Raw genomic sequence first — 22,284 nt, forward strand, 5'->3', positions numbered from 1 at the left:
AAAAAACCCGCATCGCTGCGGGTTTTTTAATGCCGGTAATAACGCTGAAGGCTTAGTTGACCTTGGCGTTCAACTCACCTTTCAGGTAACGCTGGTACATCGCTTCCAGAGAGATCGGTTTGATCTTCGAAGCATTACCCGCCGTACCAAACGCTTCATAACGTGCGATACACACATCACGCATCGCCGTCACGGTCGCGCCAAAGAATTTACGTGGATCAAACTCGCTCGGGTTGGTAGCCATCAGGCGACGCATCGCACCGGTGGACGCCAGGCGCAGGTCGGTGTCGATGTTGACCTTGCGCACGCCGTGCTTGATGCCTTCGACGATTTCTTCAACCGGTACGCCGTAGGTTTCTTTGATGTCGCCGCCGTACTGGTTGATGATCGCCAGCCAGTCTTGCGGAACCGAAGACGAGCCGTGCATCACCAGGTGGGTGTTCGGGATGCGTTTGTGGATTTCCTTGATGCGGTCGATGGCCAGCACGTCGCCGGTAGGCGGCTTGGTGAACTTGTACGCGCCGTGACTGGTGCCGATGGCGATGGCCAGGGCGTCGACCTGAGTGCGCTTGACGAAGTCAGCGGCTTCTTCCGGGTCGGTCAGCATTTGGCTGTGATCCAGAACGCCTTCGGCGCCGATGCCGTCTTCTTCACCGGCCATGCCGGTTTCCAGCGAACCCAGGCAGCCCAGCTCGCCTTCTACCGATACGCCGCAGGCGTGAGCCAGGGCTACAGTTTGTTGGGTGACGCGGATGTTGTAGTCGTAGTCGGTCGGGGTCTTGCCGTCTTCGCCCAGGGAACCGTCCATCATCACCGAGCTGAAGCCCAGTTGGATGGAGCGCTGGCAGACGTCAGGGCTGGTGCCGTGGTCCTGGTGCATGCACACCGGGATGTGCGGGAACTCTTCGATTGCCGCCAGGATCAGGTGACGCAGGAACGGGGCGCCGGCGTATTTGCGAGCACCGGCCGAAGCCTGGACGATCACCGGGGAGTCAGTCTTGTCAGCGGCTTCCATGATGGCGCGCATCTGCTCAAGGTTGTTGACGTTGAAGGCTGGAACGCCGTAGCCGTACTCGGCTGCGTGGTCCAGCATCTGGCGCATGCTGATAAGTGCCATTGTGTATGTCTCTCCCGGTTTGGGTCGTTAATCGTGCCAGCCTGCCGTAGCGGCGGCGGCTATTCAAGTTATTGCAGATCGGGGGTTGATCCGGCCTGCCAATTCGGTATTGCCTCAATCTTGCGGCGTTACTGCGCTTTACAACCGCGGCCGATCAAATCATTGGTGGCGACCCAGTACACCAGGCCTTCCTCACCTTTTATGTGAAACGCCAGCATGTCGTTGCTGTACAGCGAACCTTCGGCGCCCGGCTCATGCTTCAAGCGGTAGACCTGATCGGCACCGCCCAGGCGAACGTCGACTTCCTTGCGGCTTTCGTCGGTGTAGCGCCAGAGCACTCTGGCCTGACTGTCGCAGGTCCAGGTGGTCCAGCTGTCCGTCGATTCGGCAGGCTTGAACAGGTTCAAATTAGCGCAACCTGCCAGCAGAGCCAGCGCCGCAACGGCGATAAAACCTTTCATCCATGTTCCTCGACTGACGACGCACGCCGCCAGCCCTGAGTAAAGTGTCAGACCCGTCAAGGGCAACCATGTTCCTTGGCCGGGGTCTGTGTCTCATATTTATCCAGGCCATCAGGCCCGGAACGCTTGTTGATCACCGGGTTGGTTTCGGCCTGCCAGTCAGCCTGGTAGCAGCCTTTGTCCTGTTCAGGTGTCTCGGGGACCGGCGTGGCTTTGGGGTTACTCCCGCAAGCTGCCAGCGACCCCGCGATAATCAACAGCGCTAATGTTTTGACCATCGGAACACTCCTTTGCCTGGCCAAATGGGCGGCCTCAGGCCTTGGCCCGGCTTTCCAGGACCTCAACGGCTGGCAGAACCTTGCCTTCGACGAATTCGAGGAACGCGCCGCCACCGGTAGAAATGTAGGAGATCTGATCGGCAACGCCATATTTATCGATGGCGGCCAGGGTGTCGCCGCCGCCCGCGATGGAGAATGCCGAGCTTTCTGCGATGGCCTGGGCCAGGACTTTGGTGCCGTTACCGAACTGGTCGAATTCGAACACGCCTACCGGGCCGTTCCACAAGATGGTCTTGGACGACTTCAGCAGTTCGGCGAAATTCGCCGCGGTCTGTGGGCCGATGTCCAGGATCATGTCGTCTGCGGCCACATCAGCGATCAGCTTGACGGTAGCGGTCGCGCTTTCAGCGAACTCCTTGGCAACCACGACGTCGACCGGCAGCGGCACGCTGACCTTGGCGGCGATGGCGCGAGCGGTGTCCAGCAGGTCTGGCTCGTACAGGGACTTGCCTACCGGGTGACCGGCTGCCGCCAGGAAGGTGTTGGCAATGCCGCCGCCGACGATCAGCTGGTTGCAGATCTGGCTCAGGCTGTTCAGCACGTCGAGTTTGGTCGACACCTTGGAGCCGGCAACGATCGCAGCCATTGGCTGGGCCGGGGCACCAAGGGCTTTGCCCAGCGCGTCCAGTTCGGCAGCCAGCAACGGGCCAGCGGCGGCGACTTTGGCGAACTTGGCCACGCCATGGGTCGAACCTTCGGCGCGGTGAGCGGTGCCGAAGGCGTCCATCACAAACACGTCGCACAGGGCGGCGTATTGCTGGGCCAGTTCGTCAGCGTTCTTTTTCTCGCCTTTGTTGAAGCGCACGTTTTCGAACAGCACGATGTCGCCGGCCTTCACGTCAACGCCGCCCAGGTAATCGGCCACCAGCGGCACTTCGCGACCCAGAGCCTTGCTCAGGTAATCAGCAACTGGCTTGAGGCTGTTCTCGGCCGAGAACTCGCCTTCGGTCGGACGGCCAAGGTGCGAGCAGACCATCACGGCCGCGCCTTTTTCCAGGGCCAGCTTGATGGTCGGCAGCGAGGCCAGGATTCGCGCATCGCTGGTGACAACACCGTCCTTGACTGGGACGTTGAGGTCTTCGCGGATCAGTACGCGCTTACCTTGCAGATCGAGGTCGGTCATCTTCAACACGGTCATGGGTCGCAATTCCTGAGTTACTGGTTTTTTGATGTCGCTGTTTGCAGATAGTGTTCTGCAACGTCCAGCATTCGATTGGCAAACCCCCATTCGTTGTCGAACCAGGCCAGGATGTTCACCAGCCGTGGGCCGGAAACTCGAGTCTGACTGGCATCGACGATGGCCGAATGTGGGTCATGGTTGAAATCACAACTGGCGTGAGGCAACTCGGTGTAGGCCAGAAGGCCTTTGAGCGGGCCGCTGGTGGCGGCCTCGCGCAGAATCCGGTTGACCTCGGTGGCGTCGGTGTCGCTCACGGTCTGCATCGTAATGTCGAGGCAAGACACGTTAACCGTCGGCACCCGCACGGCTTTGGCCTGAATTCTCCCGGCAAGTTCCGGTAACAGGCGTTCGATGCCGCGCGCCAGACCAGTGGACACCGGAATCACCGACTGAAACGCCGAACGGGTGCGCCGCAAGTCTTCGTGATGATAGGCATCGATCACCGGCTGATCGTTCATCGCCGAGTGAATGGTGGTGATCGACACGTATTCCAGACCAATGGCCTGATCCAGCAGGCGCAACAGCGGCACGCCGCAGTTGGTGGTGCAGGACGCGTTGGACACCAGCAACTCATCACCGGTCAGGCAATCCTGGTTCACGCCGTAGACGATGGTGGCGTCGACATCCGCTTCGCTGGCCATCGGCTGGGAAAACAGCACGCGCGGCGCACCGGCGTCGAGGAAACGCTGGCCGTCTTCACGAGTGTGGTAAGCGCCGGAGCACTCCAGCACCAGATCGACGCCCAGCGACGCCCAATCGATGCCTTCGGGGGTGGCACTGCGCAGGACCTTCACGCAGTCGCCATTAATATGCAGACAATCGCCGTCGACCTTCACTTCCCCGGGAAAACGCCCGTGAGTGGAGTCGAAGCGTGTCAGGTATTCGATGCTGGCCATGTCAGCCAGATCGTTGATCGCAACAATTTCAAACCCGGCCTTATCGCCTCGCTCAAACAACGCACGCAAGACGCAACGACCAATCCGGCCGTAGCCGTTGAGTGCAACTTTGTAAGGACGCGGTTGAGGCATGGGGTTCTCGATTACCGTGGTGAATCCTTCAATCCAGCGTTGCCTGAGCCACCGCTTTCGCGAGCAGGCTCGCTCCCACTTTGGGTTTGTGTTGTGAACACTGCTTGTGTCACACAACAAATTCCCTGTGGGAGCGAGCCTGCTCGCGATGGCGTCAGCTCAGACGACACATTTTCTGGATCAGTCTTCCAGCAGCTCTTCAGCCTGACCCAGGATGTTTTCCAGGGTGAAGCCGAATTCTTCGAACAAGGCAGGCGCAGGCGCCGACTCGCCGTAGGTGGTCATGCCGATCACGCGGCCTTCCAGGCCCACGTACTTGTACCAATAGTCCGCGTGCGCGGCTTCGATGGCGATACGGGCGCTGACCTGCAACGGCAGAACCGCTTGCTTGTAACCGGCGTCCTGGGCATCGAACACGCTGGTGCAAGGCATCGAAACAACACGCACCTTGCGACCTTGTTCGGTCAGCTTGTCGTAAGCCTGAACCGCCAGGCCAACTTCAGAACCGGTGGAGATCAGGATCAGCTCAGGCTCGCCGTCGCAGTCCTTCAACACGTAACCGCCACGAGCGATGTCGGCGATCTGGAACGCATTGCGGGTTTGGTGCTGCAGGTTCTGACGCGAGAAGATCAGCGCCGAAGGGCCGTCCTTGCGTTCCAGAGCCAGTTTCCAGCACACCGCCGATTCAACGGCATCGGCTGGGCGCCAGGTGTCGAGGTTCGGCGTGCTGCGCAAGCTGGTCAGTTGCTCGATCGGCTGGTGAGTCGGACCGTCTTCGCCCAGACCGATGGAGTCGTGGGTGTAGACGAACACGACACGCTGCTTCATCAGCGAGGCCATGCGCACGGCGTTGCGGGCATATTCCATGAACATCAGGAAGGTCGCGCCGTAAGGCACCAGACCGCCATGCAAGGCCACGCCGTTCATGATCGCGCTCATGCCGAACTCGCGAACGCCGTAGTACATGTAGTTGCCGCTGGCGTCTTCAGCCGTCACACCTTTGCAACCTTTCCACAGGGTCAGGTTGGAACCGGCCAGGTCAGCGGAGCCGCCCAGCAGTTCAGGCAGCAGCGGGCCGTAGGCATTCAATGCGTTCTGGCTGGCTTTACGGCTGGCGATGGTTTCGCCTTTGGCAGCGACTTCAGCAATATAAGCAGAGGCGTTTTCAGCGAAGTCTTCCGGCAGGTCGCCGCTCAGACGACGAATCAGTTCGTTGGCCAGCTCAGGGAAGGCAGCGGAGTAGGCAGCGAAACGCTGATCCCATTCGGCTTCGGCCGCGCGACCGGCTTCCTTGGCGTCCCACTCGGCGTAAATGTTGGCCGGGATTTCGAACGGACCGTGGTTCCATTTAAGCGCAGCGCGGGTCAGAGCGATTTCCGCGTCACCCAATGGGGCGCCGTGGCAGTCTTCTTTACCTTGCTTGTTCGGCGAACCGAAACCGATGGTGGTCTTGCAGCAGATCAGCGTCGGTTGCTCGCTTTTGCGCGCGGTTTCGATCGCAATCTTGATCTCTTCAGGGTCGTGACCGTCGACGTTGCGGATCACCAGCCAGTTGTAGGCTTCGAAACGCTTAGGGGTGTCGTCGGTGAACCAGCCTTCGACTTCGCCGTCGATGGAGATGCCGTTGTCGTCGTAGAAGGCGATCAGTTTGCTCAGGCCCAAAGTACCGGCCAGGGAGCCGACTTCGTGGGAAATGCCTTCCATCATGCAGCCATCACCCAGGAACACGTAGGTGTGGTGGTCGACAATGTTGTGGCCCGGACGGTTGAACTGCGCCGCCAGGACTTTCTCTGCCAGGGCAAAACCAACGGCGTTGGCCAGGCCTTGGCCCAGTGGACCGGTGGTGGTTTCAACGCCTGGGGTGTAGCCCAACTCTGGGTGACCCGGGGTGCGGCTGTGCAGCTGGCGGAAGTTTTTCAGGTCATCGATCGACAGGTCATAGCCGGTCAGGTGCAGCAGCGAGTAGATCAACATCGAGCCGTGACCGTTGGACAGCACGAAGCGGTCACGGTCGGCGAACGATGGATTGCTCGGGTTGTGCTTCAGGTAGTCACGCCAAAGTACTTCGGCGATATCCGCCATACCCATAGGGGCACCGGGATGGCCGCTGTTGGCTTTTTGCACGGCATCCATGCTGAGGGCACGAATGGCGTTGGCACGCTCACGACGGCTGGGCATCGCTGTTCTCCTGCGGATATTGAATCGAGAGTGAATAAAACGAAACGGAAAAAAGGCGAGCATTTTCCCTCACCCACCCGCCTCGGGGCAATGACAGATAGTCATCTGAAGGCGTTTTTCCGGCGGATAAAGTCGCATTTTCCTGATGAAACCTTTCCGCTGACGATTTGTAGAGTGACCCTTTCCCCGAGAAGTGCCATCTATCGAGCAATATCAAAACTTTTTGATATTGCTCTTGCGGTGTTTTCGGACCGTCACTAGACTGCTGGCCTTATGAACTTACGCGCACCTTCCATTCGACATGACGATTGCGATGAGCTGGCGGCCCTGTGCAAGGCCGGCGGCGATCCTCTGCGGCTGAATGTATTGCGCGCGCTGGCCAACGATTCGTTTGGCGTACTGGAGCTGGCGCAGATCTTTGGCATCGGCCAGTCCGGCATGAGTCATCACCTCAAGGTATTGGCCCAGGCCGACTTGGTGGCGACGCGCCGTGAAGGCAACGCGATTTTCTACCGTCGCGCCCTGCCCCACACCGACCTGCCGGGTGGCAAGCTGCATGCCGCGCTACTGGAAGAAGTGGACAACCTGACCCTGCCTGCCGATGTGCAGTCGCGGATCGGTCAGGTCCATGGGCAACGAGCGGCGGCCAGCCAGGACTTTTTCTCACGGGTCGCGGAGAAGTTTCGCGCCCAGCAAGACTTGATCGCAGGCCTGCCGCAATACCGCGAAAGCGTGGTGGCATTGCTCGACAAGCTGAGTTTCAGCGAAGGCGCCACGGCCATCGAAGTCGGCCCCGGAGATGGCGCATTTCTGCCGGAACTGGCGCGCCGCTTTACACAGGTCACGGCGCTGGACAACAGCCCGGCGATGCTCGAACTGGCGCGACAGGTTTGCGAACGTGAAACGCTGGCTAACGTCAGCCTGCAATTGGCCGATGCGTTGAACGGTGTCCGCCTCAAGGCTGACTGCGTTGTACTGAACATGGTGCTGCACCATTTCGCCGCGCCGGCCGAAGCACTCAAGCACATGGCCAATTTGCTGCAACCGGGCGGTAGCCTGCTCGTGACAGAGTTATGTAGCCACAACCAGAGTTGGGCCAGGGAGGCCTGCGGTGATCTATGGTTGGGGTTTGAACAGGACGATTTGGCCCGCTGGGCCACCGCTGCGGGACTCGCTCCCGGGGAAAGCCTCTATGTAGGCTTACGTAATGGTTTCCAGATCCAGGTCCGCCATTTTCAGCGACCGGCTGGCGACACTCACCATCGGTAAATTCAGGAAAAAATCGAGATGAGCGAATACTCCCTCTTCACCTCCGAGTCCGTGTCCGAAGGGCATCCGGACAAAATCGCCGACCAGATTTCCGATGCTGTGCTGGACGCCATCATTGCTGAAGACAAGTTCGCCCGTGTCGCGGTCGAGACCCTGGTAAAAACCGGCGTTGCAATCATCGCAGGTGAAGTCACCACGTCGGCCTGGGTCGACCTGGAAGAGATCGTGCGTAACGTGATTCTGGACATCGGCTACAACAGCTCCGATGTCGGCTTCGACGGCGCCACGTGCGGCGTGATGAACATCATTGGCAAGCAGTCCCCTGACATCAACCAGGGTGTCGACCGTGCCAAGCCTGAAGATCAAGGCGCCGGCGATCAGGGCCTGATGTTCGGCTATGCCAGCAACGAAACCGACGTGCTGATGCCAGCACCGATCACCTTCTCGCACCAGCTGGTTCAGCGTCAGGCCGAAGCCCGTAAATCCGGCCTGCTGCCTTGGCTGCGCCCGGACGCCAAGTCGCAAGTGACTTGCCGTTACGAAGGCGGCAAGGTTGTCGGTATCGACGCCGTTGTACTGTCGACTCAGCACAACCCTGACGTGTCCTACAAAGACTTGCGCGAAGGCGTGATGGAGCTGATCGTCAAGCACGTACTGCCTGCCGAACTGCTCTCCAAAGACACCCAGTTCCACATCAACCCGACTGGCCAGTTCATCATCGGCGGTCCCGTTGGCGACTGCGGTCTGACCGGCCGCAAGATCATCGTTGACAGCTACGGCGGCATGGCCCGTCACGGCGGCGGCGCATTCTCCGGTAAAGATCCATCGAAGGTTGACCGCTCGGCCGCCTACGCGGGTCGTTACGTGGCTAAAAACATCGTGGCGGCCGGCCTGGCCGAGCGTTGCGAGATTCAGGTTTCCTACGCGATCGGTGTTGCTCAGCCTACGTCGATCTCGCTGAACACCTTCGGCACCGGCAAGATCAGCGACGACAAAATCGTCAAACTGGTTCGCGAAGTGTTCGACCTGCGTCCCTACGCAATCACCACCATGCTCGACCTGCTGCACCCGATGTACCAGGAAACCGCTGCGTACGGCCACTTCGGTCGTACCCCGGCAACCAAGACTGTGGGCGATGACACTTTCACCACTTTCACCTGGGAAAAGACCGACCGCGCCGATTCCTTGCGCGCTGCTGCCGGCCTGTAAGACTTCCCCGGCGGTACCAAAAGCCCTGCACGGTTCGCCGTGCGGGGCTTTTTATTGCCTGCTTTCCAGAGGTCGACACACGCTGAAAAACAGCCGGCCTTCTGATCCTGAAAATCCGTCCTAGCCTTCAAGCATTCCACTTGAGCAAGGACGCTCACGATGCCGCTCCACCTGCGCGTGTTTTTCGGTTTTCTACTGATCATTTTCTGTCTGACCACCCAGGCTGGGGAGTGCCCCGACTGGCCGCCCACACGCGCCCTGGACGAAATCACGTCACTGCAGAAACAAATCGACCTCTGGGACGACAGCTATCACCGGGGCGGCCGCTCATTGGTCGCCGATGAGCTCTATGATCAGTCCCGTGCACGACTGACCGAATGGCGCACGTGTTTCGACCTGGCCCAATCCGCGGAACCGCTACGTACCGCGGGCGGCACGATGCCTCATCCCATTGCCCATACGGGTCTGGAAAAACTCCGCGATGGTCGCGCCGTCGAAGCCTGGCTAAAAGGACGGAGCGATGTCTGGATTCAGCCCAAGATCGACGGCGTGGCGGTGACGCTGATCTACCGCAAAGGCCTGCTGACTCAGGCAATCAGCCGCGGCGACGGAATAAATGGCCAGGACTGGACGGCTTCGGCGCGGCAGATCACCGCCATCCCCCAACAATTACCGCAGCCACTGGACCTGCTGCTGCAAGGTGAACTCTATTGGCGCCTGACCGACCACGTACAGGCCCGTGCCGGCAGCCTCAATGCACGCGCCACAGTGGCCGGTTTGATGGCCCGCAAAAAGCTGAGCACTGAGCAAGCCGCCGGGGTTGGCCTGTTTGTCTGGGACTGGCCTCTGGGCCCGGCAAGTTTGCCCGCCCGCGTTGCGGCCCTGGATGAGTTGGGCTTCCCGAGCACCGCACCATACAGTCATTCGATCAAGGTATTTGCCGACGCTGAACGCTGGCGCGATCACTGGTATCGCTCGCCCCTGCCCTTCACCAGTGATGGCATCGTCCTGCGCCAGGATCAGCGCCCAGCTGCCAAGCGCTGGCAGGCTAAACCGCCTTATTGGAGCGTCGCCTGGAAATACCCTTTTGCCCAGGCCTTGGCCGAGGTGCGCAAGGTCCACTTCAAGATTGGACGGACCGGACGGATCACCCCTGTACTGGAATTGACACCAGTGATGCTCGATGACCGGCAGATCAAGCGAGTCAGTGTGAGCTCACTGCAACGCTGGGAAGCACTGGATATCCGGCCCGGAGATCAGGTCGCCATCAGCCTGGCAGGTCTGACCATTCCCAGGCTTGACGGTGTCATGCTGCGCAGCACCCAACGCGCTGAATTGAGCGTACCGCTGGCGGAGGACTTTCATCATTTGAGTTGTTGGCAGCCGACTCCGGGGTGCGAAAGCCAATTCCTCGCTCGACTGACCTGGCTCAGCGGCAAGCAGGGACTGGCGTTGCCGCATGTCGGTCCAGGCACTTGGGAGAAACTTTTCGAAACAGGCCGTCTGAATAGCCTACTGGATTGGTTGACCCTCGATGCTCAAGAGCTTGCTAACATTAACGGCTTCGGCGAACGCAGCAGCGCTCGTCTTTTAAACAGTTTCAACAGTGCCCGACAACGCCCTTTCGCTCGCTGGCTCAAAGCCCTGGGTTTACCGCCGACCGGCCACGCACGGCTTGCCGATTCATGGCAGGAACTGGCACAACGAAACACCGAACAATGGCAGGCAGAAGCCGGCATCGGCCCGGGACGCGCAGCGCAATTGAGCGCATTTTTCCGCGACCCGCAGGTCCTGGCCTTGAGTGAAACATTACGTGTTGCGGGGATTGACGGTTTTTAGCGGCCGGCGATGCCCGCCAACCCGGGAACCCAATGGTGCCGCCGGGCTCAAACACCCCGTCGCCACATCGACCCGACCGCTTTTCCACATGGAGCTTTTATGAAACTTCTTTCACCACTCGCCCTGCTGACCCTTTGCGGCGTGCTGGCCGCTCCGCTGATGGCCGCCGAAGAAGCTCCGGGCCTGACCGGCTGCGCCGCAAAGAAGCAGGGCATCATCAATCAGATTGAACTGGCCAAGTCTCACGGCAACGCCGATCAACAGGCAGGCCTTGAAACGGCCCTGAGTGAAGTCACTGCTCATTGCACCGATGCTTCCCTGAAGAAAGAGCGGGAAAACAAGGTGCTCGACGCCAAGCACGAAGTCAGCAAGCGTCAGGCTGATCTGGACAAGGCCATGAAGAAAGGCGACGCCGAGAAGATCAACAAGCGCAAAGACAAACTCGCCGAGTCGCGCAAGGAACTGCAGGATGCACTTGATGAGCTGGACAAATAAGGATCAGTTCAGGACTCAATGATCCCGAAACTCTTTATGGCAAGCACTGCAGGCATCTTCGACTTTCTGCACCGCCGGCCCCAGGTTACTGGCCTTGTAAGGCTGAACCTTGCTGGCCGTCACCAATTCACCGGTGGCGGCTTCAAGGGTGCGGGCCATGTCCTGGAAGTGTTCCTGTTTCTGCCAGACATCGCTCTTGGCGCTGGTGTGATCTTCTTCGCGCACTTGCGGAAAATGTTTCCAGGGCTCACGGGACAACGCATCGAGCTTCACCGCACCGTCAGCGAATTTCGGGCCGTCAAACGGGATGCGACCACGCAACATGCCGCCCAGGTCTTCGCCGGTCTTGAGCATTTGCTTGAAGATTGCCTTGCGCTGGCCCAGCGGCGAGTTGGGATCGACACCACCGCAGGCGGACAACGCCAGGCAGGCCAGCAATACAACAGAAAGTCTTTTAAGAGTCATGGTGGCTTCAGGTCACGGGAAACGGCGGCCAGTATCCTCGCGTCATCGGCAAAGACCAATAGCCCTATTATCAATACGGGTTGTTTGAGCGCATGGAGCACTCAGGCAACCGACAAAGGAATTACTCCATGAACAGCCGTTTCAAGGCATGGCGTCACAACCTCGCCTGGACCCTTCCGATGGTGGCCGTGCTTGCGGGCTGCACCGGTGGCGACAACAACAAACCGCAAACCCACGCCCTGGCGACCTACTCCAGCGCCACATGGGAAGCACTTCCGACGGTGTCCGACAACGACCTGATCGCCGGCTTCGGCTCGTGGCGCAGCGCCTGCACCCGACTCAAAGCGGACCCGGTGTGGGGCTCGACCTGCGCGGCTGCCGCCAACGTGCCACAAACCGCCAACGATATTCGTGGGTTCCTCAAGCAGAACCTCGACGTCTACGGCCTGCGCGCCGCCAATGACAATCCCAACGGCTTGATCACCGGCTATTACGAGCCGGTCTACCCCGGCAGCCTGACCCAGACCGAAGTGGCGAACATCCCGGTGTACGGCGTGCCCGAGGACATGATCATCGTCTCTCTGGACAGCATCTACCCGGAACTCAAAGGCAAACGCCTGCGCGGACGACTCGAAGGTCGTGTGCTCAAGCCTTACGACGATGCGGCCACGATTGAAACCAAAGGGGTCAAGGCACCGGTTGTTGCCTGGCTGACCGACCCGATGAACCTGCAATTCCTGCAAATCCAGGGCTCGGGTCGTATCCAGCTCGATGATGGCCGCCAGCTGCGCATTGCGTATGCCGACCAGAACGGTCACCCGTATCGACCGATCGGCCGCTGGCTGGTGGACCAGGGCGAGCTGAAAAAAGAAGAAGTGACCATGGGCGCCATCAGCACTTGGGCCAAGGCCAATCCGACGCGCATTCCGGAACTGCTGGGCAGCAACCCCAGCTACGTATTCTTCACTCGCAATCCGGACAGCAACGAAGGACCTCGCGGCTCACTGAACGTACCGCTGACCGCCGGCTACAGCGCGGCGGTGGATCGCAAAGTGATTCCGCTGGGCAGTCTGCTGTGGTTATCGACCACTAAACCTGACGGTACCGCACTGGTACGCCCGGTTGCCGCTCAGGACACCGGCGGCGCAATTGCCGGCGAAGTCCGTGCAGACCTGTTCTGGGGCACAGGTGAGGCGGCCGGGCAATTGGCCGGCGACATGAAACAGCAGGGGCAGATCTGGATGCTCTGGCCTAAAGGCGCAGCCCTGCCTCAAGTGCCGCAGGTGGCCGACAAGCTTTAAAGTCAAAAGACCGCAGGCTCGCCGCAAATCGCGGATGAGCCTGCGATCTCTTGATCTTGCTCTTAAACAGAAACCACAAAGAAACTGACGATCAACCCAAGCCCTACCAACCACATCAGCGACCGCAAAATCGCCCAATCCGCCAAGTAGCAAATGATGTACAGCAGCCGACTGGTGATGAACAACACCGCCAGCACATTGATCGTCACCAGTTCGGCATTGCCGGCCAGGTGCGCAACGATCACCGCCGCCGCGAACGCGGGCGTCACTTCAAGACCGTTCAGATGTGCCGCATACGCGCGTCGGCCAAAACCATTCAGTGACTCGAGAAAGTCACGGGGGTCATGGTTGTCTTTCGGCCTGAACCCGCCACTGACCCTGGCGATGGTCGTGCAGACATAGGGCAGGAAAATCGCGATCAAAATGCACCACAGAGCAACCGTCATAACGCAATCCCTTCTTCAAGTTTCAAGAGTCGAGTTCCAGTCAAAACTTCATCACCAGCATGCCGATCAGCACCAGCCCGCAGGCTAAGAGCCGCGGCCTGCCGAAAGGTTCTTTCAGGTAACGCATGCCGAACAGCACCACCAGAATCACGCTGATCTCGCGCAAGGCTGCCGCCTCGGCAATCGAGCCCAGTTGCATGGCCCACAGCACCAGAGCGTAGCTGAACAACACGCAAAACCCGACCGCCAACCCCAGTCGCCACTGTTCCCGCCAGAACAGCATGAAGGCCGGTCGCTTACGCACCAGCGCCAGTAACGGGAACGGCCAGGCGCTGAGCAACGTGACCCACACCAGGTAATCCAGCGGATGCGACCAGCGCCGCAACGCCTGGCCATCGATGAAGGTGTAGCAGCCGATGCACAGGCCGATCAACGCCACCACTGGCAGCATCGACCACGGCAATCGCGCACCGCCACCGCCCTGCCAGAGCAGGCACAACATGCCGAACGGGATCAGCAGAATCCCGAAGATCTGCTGGTTCGTCAGCACTTCGCCGGCAAAAATCAGCGTCAGTGCCAGCACTACCAGCGGCGACAAGCCACGCATCAGCGGATAGACCAGCCCGAGATCACCAACCCGATAGGCCTGGATCAGCAAATAGCGATAGAGCAATTCAAACGCCGCCGACGCCAGAATCCACGGCCAGATGTCCAGGGGTGGCAATGCCACGAACGGCAACATCAGTGCGACAAACAGCATTGCAACGCTGTCCATGCAGGCCACCACCAGCAGCCGCTCCGCACTGAATTTGATCAGGGTATTCCACGCCGCGTGCAACAGCGCTGCCACTAACACCAGTGCTGTTGCAAGCACGGCACACTCCTTTTGTTGACCGCCCCCCACATGAAGCGGGGCGGAGAATTGATTCGCCATATGTCAGCAGCTGTTTATACTGCAAGCGACCACGCCGCACTCAGTTGCGCACAGACTAATTCCAATAATTTCTGCCACCGCCCGCTCTCGTCGAGAACGGGCGTCGGCATGCGTATGCCTGATCAGAGCGTCAAGACTACCGACAGAGACCTTGCGCATGCCACTCGCCTTGCTTGCCCTCGCTGTTGCCGCGTTCGGCATCGGCACCACTGAATTCGTCATCATGGGCTTGCTGCCCGATGTCGCCCGCGACCTCGCGGTGAGCATCCCCCACGCGGGCTTGCTGATCACCGGCTACGCCCTGGGCGTGGTGTTCGGTGCGCCGATCCTTGCGATCGGCACCGCTAACATGCCGCGCAAAGCCACGCTGCTGGGCATGACGCTGATGTTCATCCTCGGCAACATCCTCTGCGCATTGGCGCCGAACTACGCCACGCTGATGGCCGCACGCGTGGTCACCGCGCTCTGCCATGGTGCGTTCTTCGGCATCGGTTCAGTGGTCGCCGCCGGTTTGGTGGCCCCGAACAAACGCGCCCAGGCGATTGCCATGATGTTCACCGGCCTGACCCTGGCCAATGTGCTGGGCGTGCCATTGGGCACTGCGCTCGGGCAATACGCCGGCTGGCGCTCGACGTTCTGGGCGGTGTCGGTAATCGGAGTGATTGCCGCGATTGCGCAGTGGGTCTGGTTACCGAAGGACATCGCCATGGACAAGGCCAACCTCGCCAGCGAGTTCAAAGTGCTGGGCAAGGTCAACGTGTTGTTGGCGCTGGGCATGAGCGTGCTGGCGTCGACCAGCCTGTTCAGCGTTTTCACTTACATTGCCCCCATCCTGCAAGACATCACCGGTGTCAGCCCGCATGGCGTGACCATCATGTTGCTGCTATTCGGGGTTGGATTGACTGCGGGCAGCATGCTCGGCGGTCGCCTGGCTGACAGTCGATTGCTGCCGTCGCTGGTGGGCATGGCGCTGGCGGTGCTGGTCGTGCTGGCCGCGTTCTCACAGACCAGTCACTCGGTGATCCCGGCAGCGATTACGCTGGTGTTGTGGGGCATCTTCGCCTTTGCCCTGTGCCCGATTTTGCAACTGCTGATCATTGACCAGGCGCATGAGGCTCCGAATCTGGGTTCAACGTTGAACCAGAGCGCGTTCAACCTCGGGAACGCAGCCGGTGCGTGGATTGGTGGCCTGGTCGTCGCCAGTGGTGCGGATCTGGCGGACTTGCCGTGGACCGGCGCGCTGGTCAGTGGCTTGACGGTGCTGACGGCGCTTTTCTACATCTATCTGCAACGTCGCGGTGTTGCTGCGGTCAATGTGTCCGGCTGAATAACCCTGATTCCCTTGCGCGGTCAACGCCGCGCATTCTTTCTACCTCCCCATCCAAGGACCCCGGATGCTTGAACTTGTCGCTGCGTTTATCTGCCTCACCACGCTCCTCACCTACGTGAACTTTCGCTTCATCGGCCTGCCCCCGACCATTGGCGTCATGGTCACCGCGCTGATGTTTTCCCTGCTACTGCAAGGCTTGAGTTTCATCGGCTACCCCGGTCTCGAAGAACGTGTGCAACAGCTGATCGGCCAGATCGACTTCGGCGACCTGCTAATGAACTGGATGCTGTCCTTCCTGCTGTTCGCCGGCGCCCTGCACGTCAACCTGAATGACCTGCGCAACTATCGCTGGCCCATCGGGTTGTTGGCGACCTTCGGCGTGTTGATCGCCACCGCCGTGATCGGCAGCCTCGCCTATTACATTTTTGCCCTGTTCGGCTGGCACGTGAGCTTTCTCTATTGCCTGCTGTTCGGCGCGCTGATTTCCCCCACCGACCCGATCGCGGTGCTCGGTGTGCTGCGGACCGCCAACGCGTCCAAGCCACTGAAAACCACCATCGTCGGCGAATCGCTGTTCAACGATGGCACCGCCGTGGTGGTGTTCACCGTGCTGTTGGGCATCGCGCAACTCGGCGAAACCCCGACCCTTGGCGCCACGGCCATGCTGTTCGCCCACGAGGCGATTGGCGGCGTGCTGTTTGGCGGGCTGATCGGTTACCTGGTGTACCTGATGATCAAGAGCATCGAGCAGCATCAGATCGAGGTGATGCTGACTCTGGCACTGGTGATCGGCGGCTCGGCCATGGCGTCGGAATTGCACGTCTCCGCTCCGATCGCGATGGTGGTCGCCGGCCTGATCATCGGCAATCTGGGCCGCAATCTGGCGATGAACGACATGACCCGCAAGTACCTGGACGGTTTCTGGGAATTGCTCGATGACATGCTCAACGCGCTGCTATTCGCGCTGATCGGCATGGAGTTGTTGCTGCTGCCGTTCAACTGGTTGCACGTGCTGGCGGCGAGTTTGCTGGCGCTGGCGATTCTGCTTTCGCGCCTGCTGACGGTGGCGCCGGCCATCGTGCTGTTGCGGCGCTGGCGTACGGTCCCTCGCGGGACGATCCGGATTCTGACCTGGGGTGGTTTGCGCGGGGGTGTTTCGGTGGCCCTGGCCCTGGCCTTGCCGCTAGGTCCGGAGCGCGACTTGTTGCTGAGCATCACCTACATCGTGGTGCTGTCGTCGATCCTGTTGCAGGGTTTGAGCATTGGCAAACTGGTCAAGCACGTGACCAAGGATGAGCCTGCGCCAGCGGCACAGGCCGATCATCACTGATTACTGTTTGGTCTTCTGCGGGTCAGGCTTCAGGCCTTGATCCGTAGACTTCTTCGGCGGCCCGCTCTCGCTGCGGATCTGCGCATGACTGATCAGCGCGAAAATGAAGCTGCCGCCGATGATGTTCCCCGCCAGCGTCGGCCCAGCGAACACCAGCCAGAAATCCTTCCACGGCAACTCGCCGGCAAACACCAGATACGAGACCTCGGCGGACCCGACCACGATGTGGGTGAAATCCCCCAGCGCCATGAGGTAGGTGATGAGGATGATGATCCACATCTTCGCGCTCTCCATGGACGGAATCATCCAGACCATGGTGGCGATCATCCAGCCCGACACAATGCCTTTGGCGAACATCTGGCTGGCGTCGTTCTCCATGATCTTGCGCCCGATATCGAGGAAGGCCAGGTCGGTCTTACTGTCGAAAATCGGCAGATTCAGCATCACATACGCCACCAGCAACGTGCCGCAGAGGTTACCCACCAGCACCACCGACCACAGGCGTAGCAACCGACCGAAATTGTTCAGTGTGGGTTTGGTCATGATCGGCAGCACCGCCGTCAGGGTGTTCTCGGTGAACAGCTGCTGACGGGCGAGAATCACCGCGAGAAAGCCTGCGCAGTAACCGAAACTGGCGATCACCTTGAAGCCTTCGCCGTCCGGCAGACGGGAATTGAGCAGCCCCATGGCCATCAGCGAGAGGCCCATGGTCAGGCCGGCGGCCAGCGCCGACCACCACAAGGCGGCAACACTGCGCTCGAGTTCCTGATCGCCCTGGGTACGGATGATTTCGTGCAGCACCGCCGCTCGCGGTGGCTGGTTCTTTTCGACGTCGTGCTGTTCTTCAGGCGAGAGGTTCGGGGTCTTGCCGTCTTTTTGCGTGTCCATAGAGCTCCGGAACCAGTGGTGTGCCATGTAGGTACGACACGCGGGGTTCGGAGCTGTTCACTGCCCACAAAAACGAATCAAAGCTCCCTCGCCACAGATGACTCGTTTATTCGCTGGCCACGTCATCCTTGAACTGGTCTTTGACGTACGTGATCTCGGTCCGGCCGTGCGGTGCAGGCAAGCCGTCTTCGCCCAGATTGACGAAAACAATCTTCTCCACCGTCAGGATGCTTTTGCGGGTGATCTTGTTACGCACTTCGCACTTCAGGGTGATGGAGGTGCGACCGAACTCGGTGGCAGTGATGCCCAACTCGATGATGTCGCCCTGGCGCGAGGCGCTGACGAAGTTGATTTCGGAAATGTACTTGGTAACCACCCGCTGATTGCCCAATTGGACGATGGCGTAGATCGCTGCTTCTTCGTCGAGCCAGCGCAACAGGCTGCCGCCGAACAGCGTGCCGTTGGGGTTGAGGTCTTCGGGTTTTACCCATTTGCGGGTGTGGAAATTCATATTCACTCCTGAGCGTCTTGCCGAATGATGGTGGGCATCATGGCAGAGCCCGACCTAGAGCTCTATCAAGCATCGACTATGGTCTCGATTACCGTTCAGAGATTGACCAACAGAAACGCTTTGGAAGTATCGCTCACACGGCTATAATCGCCACCGTTTCAAAACGGTCATCTTCGGTTGATACCGTTTTCCCGCCACCTGTCCGAGGGGCGCTGCAGCAGGTTCGACCTGTCAGGCTCGGATGGGGCGTTGCTTGACCGTTATCGGTCAGACACTAAACGCACAACGGCGCCCATTCGCATACATTACGAATGGAGGCTCATCATGAGCGCTGTTATCACGCCTGCAGATTTTAACGATTACAAAGTTGCCGACATGTCCCTGGCTGCCTGGGGCCGTCGCGAAACCATCATCGCCGAATCCGAAATGCCAGCCCTGATGGGTCTTCGCCGCAAGTACGCCGGTGAGCAGCCGCTCAAAGGCGCGAAGATCCTCGGCTGCATCCACATGACCATTCAGACTGCCGTGCTGATCGAAACCCTGGTTGCCCTGGGTGCCGAAGTACGCTGGTCGTCCTGCAACATTTTCTCGACTCAGGACCAGGCCGCTGCCGCTATCGCCGCTGCCGGTATCCCGGTTTTCGCCTGGAAAGGCGAAACCGAAGCAGAGTACGAGTGGTGCCTGGAGCAAACCATCCTCAAAGATGGCGCGCCTTGGGATGCCAACATGATCCTCGACGACGGCGGCGACCTGACCGAGCTGCTGCACAAGAAATACCCTGCGATCCTGGACCGCGTCCACGGCGTTACCGAAGAAACCACCACGGGCGTTCACCGCCTGCTGGACATGCTGGCCAAGGGCGAGCTGAAAATACCGGCGATCAACGTCAACGACTCGGTCACCAAGAGCAAGAACGACAACAAGTACGGCTGCCGTCACAGCCTGAACGATGCGATCAAGCGCGGTACCGACCACCTGTTGTCCGGCAAGCAAGCGCTGGTCATCGGTTACGGTGACGTGGGCAAGGGCTCGGCCCAGTCCCTGCGTCAGGAAGGCATGATCGTTAAAGTCTCCGAAGTCGACCCGATCTGCGCCATGCAAGCCTGCATGGACGGTTACGAGCTGGTTTCGCCGTTCATCGACGGTATCAACAACGGCACTGAAGCAAGCATCGACAAAGCGCTGCTGGGCAAGATCGACCTGATCGTGACCACCACCGGTAACGTCAACGTTTGCGACGCAAACATGCTCAAAGCCCTGAAGAAGCGCGCTGTTGTCTGCAACATCGGCCACTTCGACAACGAAATCGACACCGCTTTCATGCGCAAGAACTGGGCATGGGAAGAAGTGAAGCCACAGGTTCACAAAATCCACCGCACCGGTCCTGGCGCGTTCGACGCTCAGAACGACGACTACCTGATCCTGCTGGCCGAAGGCCGTCTGGTTAACCTGGGTAACGCTACCGGTCACCCAAGCCGCATCATGGACGGTTCGTTCGCCAACCAGGTTCTGGCGCAGATCTTCCTGTTCGGCCAGAAGTACGCCGACCTGTCGCCAGCCCAGAAAGCCGAGCGCCTGACCGTTGAAGTACTGCCGAAGAAACTCGACGAAGAAGTCGCCCTGGAAATGGTTCGCGGTTTCGGCGGCGTTGTGACTCAACTGACCAAGACTCAGGCCGACTACATCGGCGTGACCGTTGAAGGTCCGTTCAAGCCGCACGCTTACCGCTACTGATCTGCTGACCGGCTGCGCGGTGTTCTGATACACCGCGTCGCCTGCTCCCCTGTAGGAGCGAGCCTGCTCGCGATGGACGTTAACGATAATGCGTACTGGCTGGATAAACGCATTGCTCTCTCGTTCTTCGCGAGCAGGCTCGCTCCTACAGTGGGCCAGCGTCCGGCTTACATGTTTTCAAGGATATGACCATGTCCCAAGAACGTCGCTACAGCTTCGAGTTCTTCCCTACGAAGACCGATGCTGGGCATGAAAAACTGATTGCTACGGCCCGTCATCTGGCGACCTACAATCCTGACTTCTTCTCCTGCACCTACGGCGCTGGTGGTTCGACTCGTGATCGCACCCTCAACACCGTGTTGCAGCTCGAAAGCGAAGTCAAAGTCCCTGCCGCACCGCATTTGTCCTGCGTTGGCGACAGCAAAAACGACTTGCGCGGCCTGCTGGCCCAATACAAGGCGGCCGGCATCACCCGTATTGTTGCCCTGCGCGGTGACCTGCCTTCCGGCATGGGCATGGCCAGTGGTGAAATGCGCCACGCGAACGACCTGGTTGAATTCATTCGTGAAGAAACCGGTGATCATTTCCACATCGAAGTCGCCGCTTACCCGGAAATGCATCCGCAAGCGCGTAATTTCGAAGACGATCTGAACAACTTCGTACGCAAGGCCAACGCTGGCGCCAACAGTGCGATCACCCAGTACTTCTTCAACGCCGACAGCTACTTCTACTTCGTCGAGCGTGTACGGGCAAAGGGCGTGAACATCCCGATCGTTCCGGGGATCATGCCGATCACCAACTACAGCAAGCTGGCGCGCTTCTCCGATGCCTGCGGTGCGGAAATTCCGCGCTGGATCCGCAAGCAGCTGGAAGCCTACGGCGACGACACCCAGAGCATTCAAGGCTTTGGTGAGCAAGTCATCACCGAGATGTGCGAACGCCTGCTGCAAGGTGGCGCTCCAGGGCTGCACTTCTACACGCTGAACCAGGCCGAACCGAGCCTGGCGGTGTGGAACAATCTGAAGTTGCCGCGCTAAAAGCACGATCAAAAGATCGCAGCCTCGTTTCACTCGACAGCTCCTACAGAGTACGCAATCCCCTGTAGGAGCTGTCGAGTGAAACGAGGCTGCGATCTTTTACATTCAACGCCCTTTTATTGTGCAGCACACACTGAGTTAGAGCTTCTGGATCCCGTTTCTGGCTCTTTCCGGTTTCTCGTCGTAATCTCAAGCCATGCCTTTGATCGCGCAGTTACTGACCGTGTTTCTTTTTACTTGCCTGAGCTTCGCCGCTCGGGGCGAGAAGCTGCGCATTGTCACCGAACCCTGGGCGCCGTATGTGTATGAGGAAAACGGCAAATCCCTGGGACTGGACTACGAAACCACCGCCATCGTCTTCAAGCGCCTGGGCATCGAAGTGGAATGGCAGTTCCTGCCGTGGAAACGCTGCCTGTCGATGCTCGAAACGGGTCAGGCAGACGGGGCGCTGGACATCTTTCACAGCGATGAGCGCGACGCCACCCTGCTCTACCCCGGCGAGCCGCTCTCGGAAGTGGAGTTCGTGATGTTCTACGCCAATGAGCGGCCCCACCCTTTTCGCACCCTGGACGACCTGAAAGGGCTGACCATCGGCACTTCCCCGGGCTATCTGTACAGCCAGGACTTTCGTGAATCGACCCTGTTCACTCACGAACCGGCGCCGACCCATGAAGCCAACTTCGGCAAACTGGTGCGAGGGCGGATCGACCTGCTGATCACTGATCGCAGGGTGGGTCAGCACTTGCTCGACGAATTGGGCATCCGCGACAAGATTACCGAGAACCCGACCGTCATCAGTCACCAGAGCCAGTACCTGGCAGTACGCCGCAACGCCGGCATGGACTTGTTGGTGCAGCGCTTCGGCGCCGAACTCAAACGCTTCAAGCGCGAGCCTGCGTACGCTGAATTGAGCGCCCGATATGGCGCCGATCGGGCGGCCGAGGTCAAAGCCACCAGAGCCACCGCCGCCAGCGGAAAAACCGTTGAGCAGCAGGAAAGCGGCGCGCAGTGATTGCTCTGTTATACTCCGGCCTTCCCGCCAGGCTCACGCCCGGACGCTCGGACTTGTTCAAGGCATCTCGACCCCGCTACAGCGCAGCTTTTCAGCCCGCGCGAGCACTCCAGACGAGCTTTCAAGGCCCAGCAGGACCGGACGGGATTGCGTTCCTCTTAAACGCCATTCGCGCCAGGCAA

At 59.6% G+C, this 22,284-nt stretch carries 21 protein-coding genes and 1 riboswitch; of the genes, 10 read left to right on the plus strand and 11 right to left on the minus strand.

Features of this window, described 5'->3' with window-relative positions:
* Positions 1-52 precede the first annotated feature (52 nt).
* The 6 genes from fba to tkt form a co-directional block, all read right to left on the minus strand.
* Positions 53-1,117, minus strand: coding sequence for a class II fructose-bisphosphate aldolase (fba, locus tag QF010_RS11185; protein ID WP_033060386.1), 1,065 nt, complete (start codon positions 1,115-1,117; stop codon positions 53-55).
* Positions 1,118-1,245: 128 nt separating this feature from the next.
* Entirely contained in the window at positions 1,246-1,578 is a 333-nt protein-coding gene (locus tag QF010_RS11190) for an MliC family protein (RefSeq protein WP_429533131.1), read from the minus strand.
* A gap of 56 nt (positions 1,579-1,634) precedes the next feature.
* Positions 1,635-1,856, minus strand: coding sequence for a hypothetical protein (locus tag QF010_RS11195; RefSeq protein WP_033060389.1), 222 nt, complete (start codon positions 1,854-1,856; stop codon positions 1,635-1,637).
* Between the two features lie 34 nt (positions 1,857-1,890).
* Positions 1,891-3,054 carry a phosphoglycerate kinase gene (locus tag QF010_RS11200; protein WP_033060390.1) on the minus strand — a complete coding sequence of 388 codons (1,164 nt, stop codon included), beginning with the start codon at positions 3,052-3,054 and terminating at the stop codon, positions 1,891-1,893.
* A 17-nt stretch (positions 3,055-3,071) separates the two neighbouring features.
* Complete coding sequence (epd, locus tag QF010_RS11205; protein ID WP_429533132.1) at positions 3,072-4,124, minus strand: erythrose-4-phosphate dehydrogenase; 1,053 nt, start codon at positions 4,122-4,124, stop codon at positions 3,072-3,074.
* A gap of 180 nt (positions 4,125-4,304) precedes the next feature.
* Positions 4,305-6,302, minus strand: coding sequence for a transketolase (gene tkt, locus QF010_RS11210; RefSeq protein WP_033060394.1), 1,998 nt, complete (start codon positions 6,300-6,302; stop codon positions 4,305-4,307).
* 273 nt (positions 6,303-6,575) lie between these two features.
* On the opposite strand from tkt, the gene QF010_RS11215 reads away from it, so the two are divergent.
* The 4 genes from QF010_RS11215 (at position 6,576) to QF010_RS11230 (ending at position 11,114) form a co-directional block, all read left to right on the plus strand.
* Positions 6,576-7,571 carry an ArsR/SmtB family transcription factor gene (locus QF010_RS11215; protein WP_033060396.1) on the plus strand — a complete coding sequence of 332 codons (996 nt, stop codon included), beginning with the start codon at positions 6,576-6,578 and terminating at the stop codon, positions 7,569-7,571.
* 18 nt (positions 7,572-7,589) lie between these two features.
* Positions 7,590-8,780 (plus strand): methionine adenosyltransferase, encoded by a 1,191-nt coding sequence (metK, locus tag QF010_RS11220; RefSeq protein WP_033060397.1) that lies wholly within the window; start codon positions 7,590-7,592, stop codon positions 8,778-8,780.
* 159 nt (positions 8,781-8,939) lie between these two features.
* Complete coding sequence (gene ligB / locus QF010_RS11225; protein ID WP_429533133.1) at positions 8,940-10,619, plus strand: NAD-dependent DNA ligase LigB; 1,680 nt, start codon at positions 8,940-8,942, stop codon at positions 10,617-10,619.
* 99 nt (positions 10,620-10,718) lie between these two features.
* A complete protein-coding gene (locus tag QF010_RS11230; protein WP_033060402.1) occupies positions 10,719-11,114 on the plus strand; it encodes a DUF1090 domain-containing protein in 396 nt (131 codons plus the stop codon).
* Between the two features lie 15 nt (positions 11,115-11,129).
* Here the strand turns inward: QF010_RS11230 and QF010_RS11235 are convergent, their stop codons facing one another.
* On the minus strand, positions 11,130-11,579 hold the full coding sequence (locus tag QF010_RS11235; protein ID WP_033060403.1) for a c-type cytochrome: 450 nt from the start codon (positions 11,577-11,579) through the stop codon (positions 11,130-11,132).
* Between the two features lie 128 nt (positions 11,580-11,707).
* Between QF010_RS11235 and mltA the strand changes: the two genes are divergently transcribed.
* On the plus strand, positions 11,708-12,880 hold the full coding sequence (mltA, locus tag QF010_RS11240; protein ID WP_033060406.1) for a murein transglycosylase A: 1,173 nt from the start codon (positions 11,708-11,710) through the stop codon (positions 12,878-12,880).
* A 62-nt stretch (positions 12,881-12,942) separates the two neighbouring features.
* On the opposite strand, the gene QF010_RS11245 is transcribed toward mltA, so the two are convergent.
* Complete coding sequence (locus QF010_RS11245) at positions 12,943-13,326, minus strand: MAPEG family protein (protein WP_429511702.1); 384 nt, start codon at positions 13,324-13,326, stop codon at positions 12,943-12,945.
* A 40-nt stretch (positions 13,327-13,366) separates the two neighbouring features.
* Positions 13,367-14,200: an EamA family transporter gene (locus QF010_RS11250; RefSeq protein ID WP_008152002.1), complete on the minus strand. Its 834-nt coding sequence runs from the start codon at positions 14,198-14,200 to the stop codon at positions 13,367-13,369.
* A gap of 217 nt (positions 14,201-14,417) precedes the next feature.
* On the opposite strand from QF010_RS11250, the gene QF010_RS11255 reads away from it, so the two are divergent.
* Positions 14,418-15,587, plus strand: coding sequence for an MFS transporter (locus tag QF010_RS11255; protein WP_033060412.1), 1,170 nt, complete (start codon positions 14,418-14,420; stop codon positions 15,585-15,587).
* Between the two features lie 67 nt (positions 15,588-15,654).
* The gene (locus QF010_RS11260) at positions 15,655-16,920 is read left to right on the plus strand and encodes a cation:proton antiporter (protein WP_429533134.1); all 1,266 of its coding nucleotides are present in this window, start codon (positions 15,655-15,657) and stop codon (positions 16,918-16,920) included.
* Here the strand turns inward: QF010_RS11260 and QF010_RS11265 are convergent, their stop codons facing one another.
* The gene (locus tag QF010_RS11265; RefSeq protein ID WP_429533135.1) at positions 16,921-17,808 is read right to left on the minus strand and encodes a formate/nitrite transporter family protein; all 888 of its coding nucleotides are present in this window, start codon (positions 17,806-17,808) and stop codon (positions 16,921-16,923) included.
* Between the two features lie 106 nt (positions 17,809-17,914).
* Entirely contained in the window at positions 17,915-18,319 is a 405-nt protein-coding gene (locus tag QF010_RS11270; RefSeq protein ID WP_033060418.1) for an acyl-CoA thioesterase, read from the minus strand.
* A 198-nt stretch (positions 18,320-18,517) separates the two neighbouring features.
* Positions 18,518-18,620, plus strand: a riboswitch (S-adenosyl-L-homocysteine riboswitch).
* 23 nt (positions 18,621-18,643) lie between these two features.
* On the opposite strand from QF010_RS11270, the gene ahcY reads away from it, so the two are divergent.
* The 3 genes from ahcY to QF010_RS11285 all read left to right on the plus strand — a co-directional run bounded on the left by ahcY (position 18,644) and on the right by QF010_RS11285 (position 22,102).
* Entirely contained in the window at positions 18,644-20,053 is a 1,410-nt protein-coding gene (ahcY, locus tag QF010_RS11275) for an adenosylhomocysteinase (protein WP_033060420.1), read from the plus strand.
* A 191-nt stretch (positions 20,054-20,244) separates the two neighbouring features.
* Positions 20,245-21,090: a methylenetetrahydrofolate reductase [NAD(P)H] gene (gene metF, locus QF010_RS11280; RefSeq protein ID WP_429511698.1), complete on the plus strand. Its 846-nt coding sequence runs from the start codon at positions 20,245-20,247 to the stop codon at positions 21,088-21,090.
* 196 nt (positions 21,091-21,286) lie between these two features.
* Complete coding sequence (locus tag QF010_RS11285) at positions 21,287-22,102, plus strand: substrate-binding periplasmic protein (protein ID WP_429511697.1); 816 nt, start codon at positions 21,287-21,289, stop codon at positions 22,100-22,102.
* Positions 22,103-22,284 lie beyond the last annotated feature (182 nt).

This window comes from Pseudomonas silensiensis (genome assembly GCF_050434865.1).
Classification (GTDB): domain Bacteria; phylum Pseudomonadota; class Gammaproteobacteria; order Pseudomonadales; family Pseudomonadaceae; genus Aquipseudomonas; species Aquipseudomonas fluorescens_W.

Bases quoted from the DNA above. Each gene is read 5' to 3' on its own strand.
- fba (WP_033060386.1), bottom strand. From the start codon at position 1,117: ATGGCACTTATCAGCATGCGCCAGATGCTGGACCACGCAGCCGAGTAC.
- QF010_RS11190 (WP_429533131.1), bottom strand. From the start codon at position 1,578: ATGAAAGGTTTTATCGCCGTTGCGGCGCTGGCTCTGCTGGCAGGTTGC.
- QF010_RS11195 (WP_033060389.1), bottom strand. From the start codon at position 1,856: ATGGTCAAAACATTAGCGCTGTTGATTATCGCGGGGTCGCTGGCAGCT.
- QF010_RS11200 (WP_033060390.1), bottom strand. From the start codon at position 3,054: ATGACCGTGTTGAAGATGACCGACCTCGATCTGCAAGGTAAGCGCGTA.
- epd (WP_429533132.1), bottom strand. From the start codon at position 4,124: ATGCCTCAACCGCGTCCTTACAAAGTTGCACTCAACGGCTACGGCCGG.
- tkt (WP_033060394.1), bottom strand. From the start codon at position 6,302: ATGCCCAGCCGTCGTGAGCGTGCCAACGCCATTCGTGCCCTCAGCATG.
- QF010_RS11215 (WP_033060396.1), top strand. From the start codon at position 6,576: ATGAACTTACGCGCACCTTCCATTCGACATGACGATTGCGATGAGCTG.
- metK (WP_033060397.1), top strand. From the start codon at position 7,590: ATGAGCGAATACTCCCTCTTCACCTCCGAGTCCGTGTCCGAAGGGCAT.
- ligB (WP_429533133.1), top strand. From the start codon at position 8,940: ATGCCGCTCCACCTGCGCGTGTTTTTCGGTTTTCTACTGATCATTTTC.
- QF010_RS11230 (WP_033060402.1), top strand. From the start codon at position 10,719: ATGAAACTTCTTTCACCACTCGCCCTGCTGACCCTTTGCGGCGTGCTG.
- QF010_RS11235 (WP_033060403.1), bottom strand. From the start codon at position 11,579: ATGACTCTTAAAAGACTTTCTGTTGTATTGCTGGCCTGCCTGGCGTTG.
- mltA (WP_033060406.1), top strand. From the start codon at position 11,708: ATGAACAGCCGTTTCAAGGCATGGCGTCACAACCTCGCCTGGACCCTT.
- QF010_RS11245 (WP_429511702.1), bottom strand. From the start codon at position 13,326: ATGACGGTTGCTCTGTGGTGCATTTTGATCGCGATTTTCCTGCCCTAT.
- QF010_RS11255 (WP_033060412.1), top strand. From the start codon at position 14,418: ATGCCACTCGCCTTGCTTGCCCTCGCTGTTGCCGCGTTCGGCATCGGC.
- QF010_RS11260 (WP_429533134.1), top strand. From the start codon at position 15,655: ATGCTTGAACTTGTCGCTGCGTTTATCTGCCTCACCACGCTCCTCACC.
- QF010_RS11265 (WP_429533135.1), bottom strand. From the start codon at position 17,808: ATGGACACGCAAAAAGACGGCAAGACCCCGAACCTCTCGCCTGAAGAA.
- QF010_RS11270 (WP_033060418.1), bottom strand. From the start codon at position 18,319: ATGAATTTCCACACCCGCAAATGGGTAAAACCCGAAGACCTCAACCCC.
- ahcY (WP_033060420.1), top strand. From the start codon at position 18,644: ATGAGCGCTGTTATCACGCCTGCAGATTTTAACGATTACAAAGTTGCC.
- metF (WP_429511698.1), top strand. From the start codon at position 20,245: ATGTCCCAAGAACGTCGCTACAGCTTCGAGTTCTTCCCTACGAAGACC.
- QF010_RS11285 (WP_429511697.1), top strand. From the start codon at position 21,287: ATGCCTTTGATCGCGCAGTTACTGACCGTGTTTCTTTTTACTTGCCTG.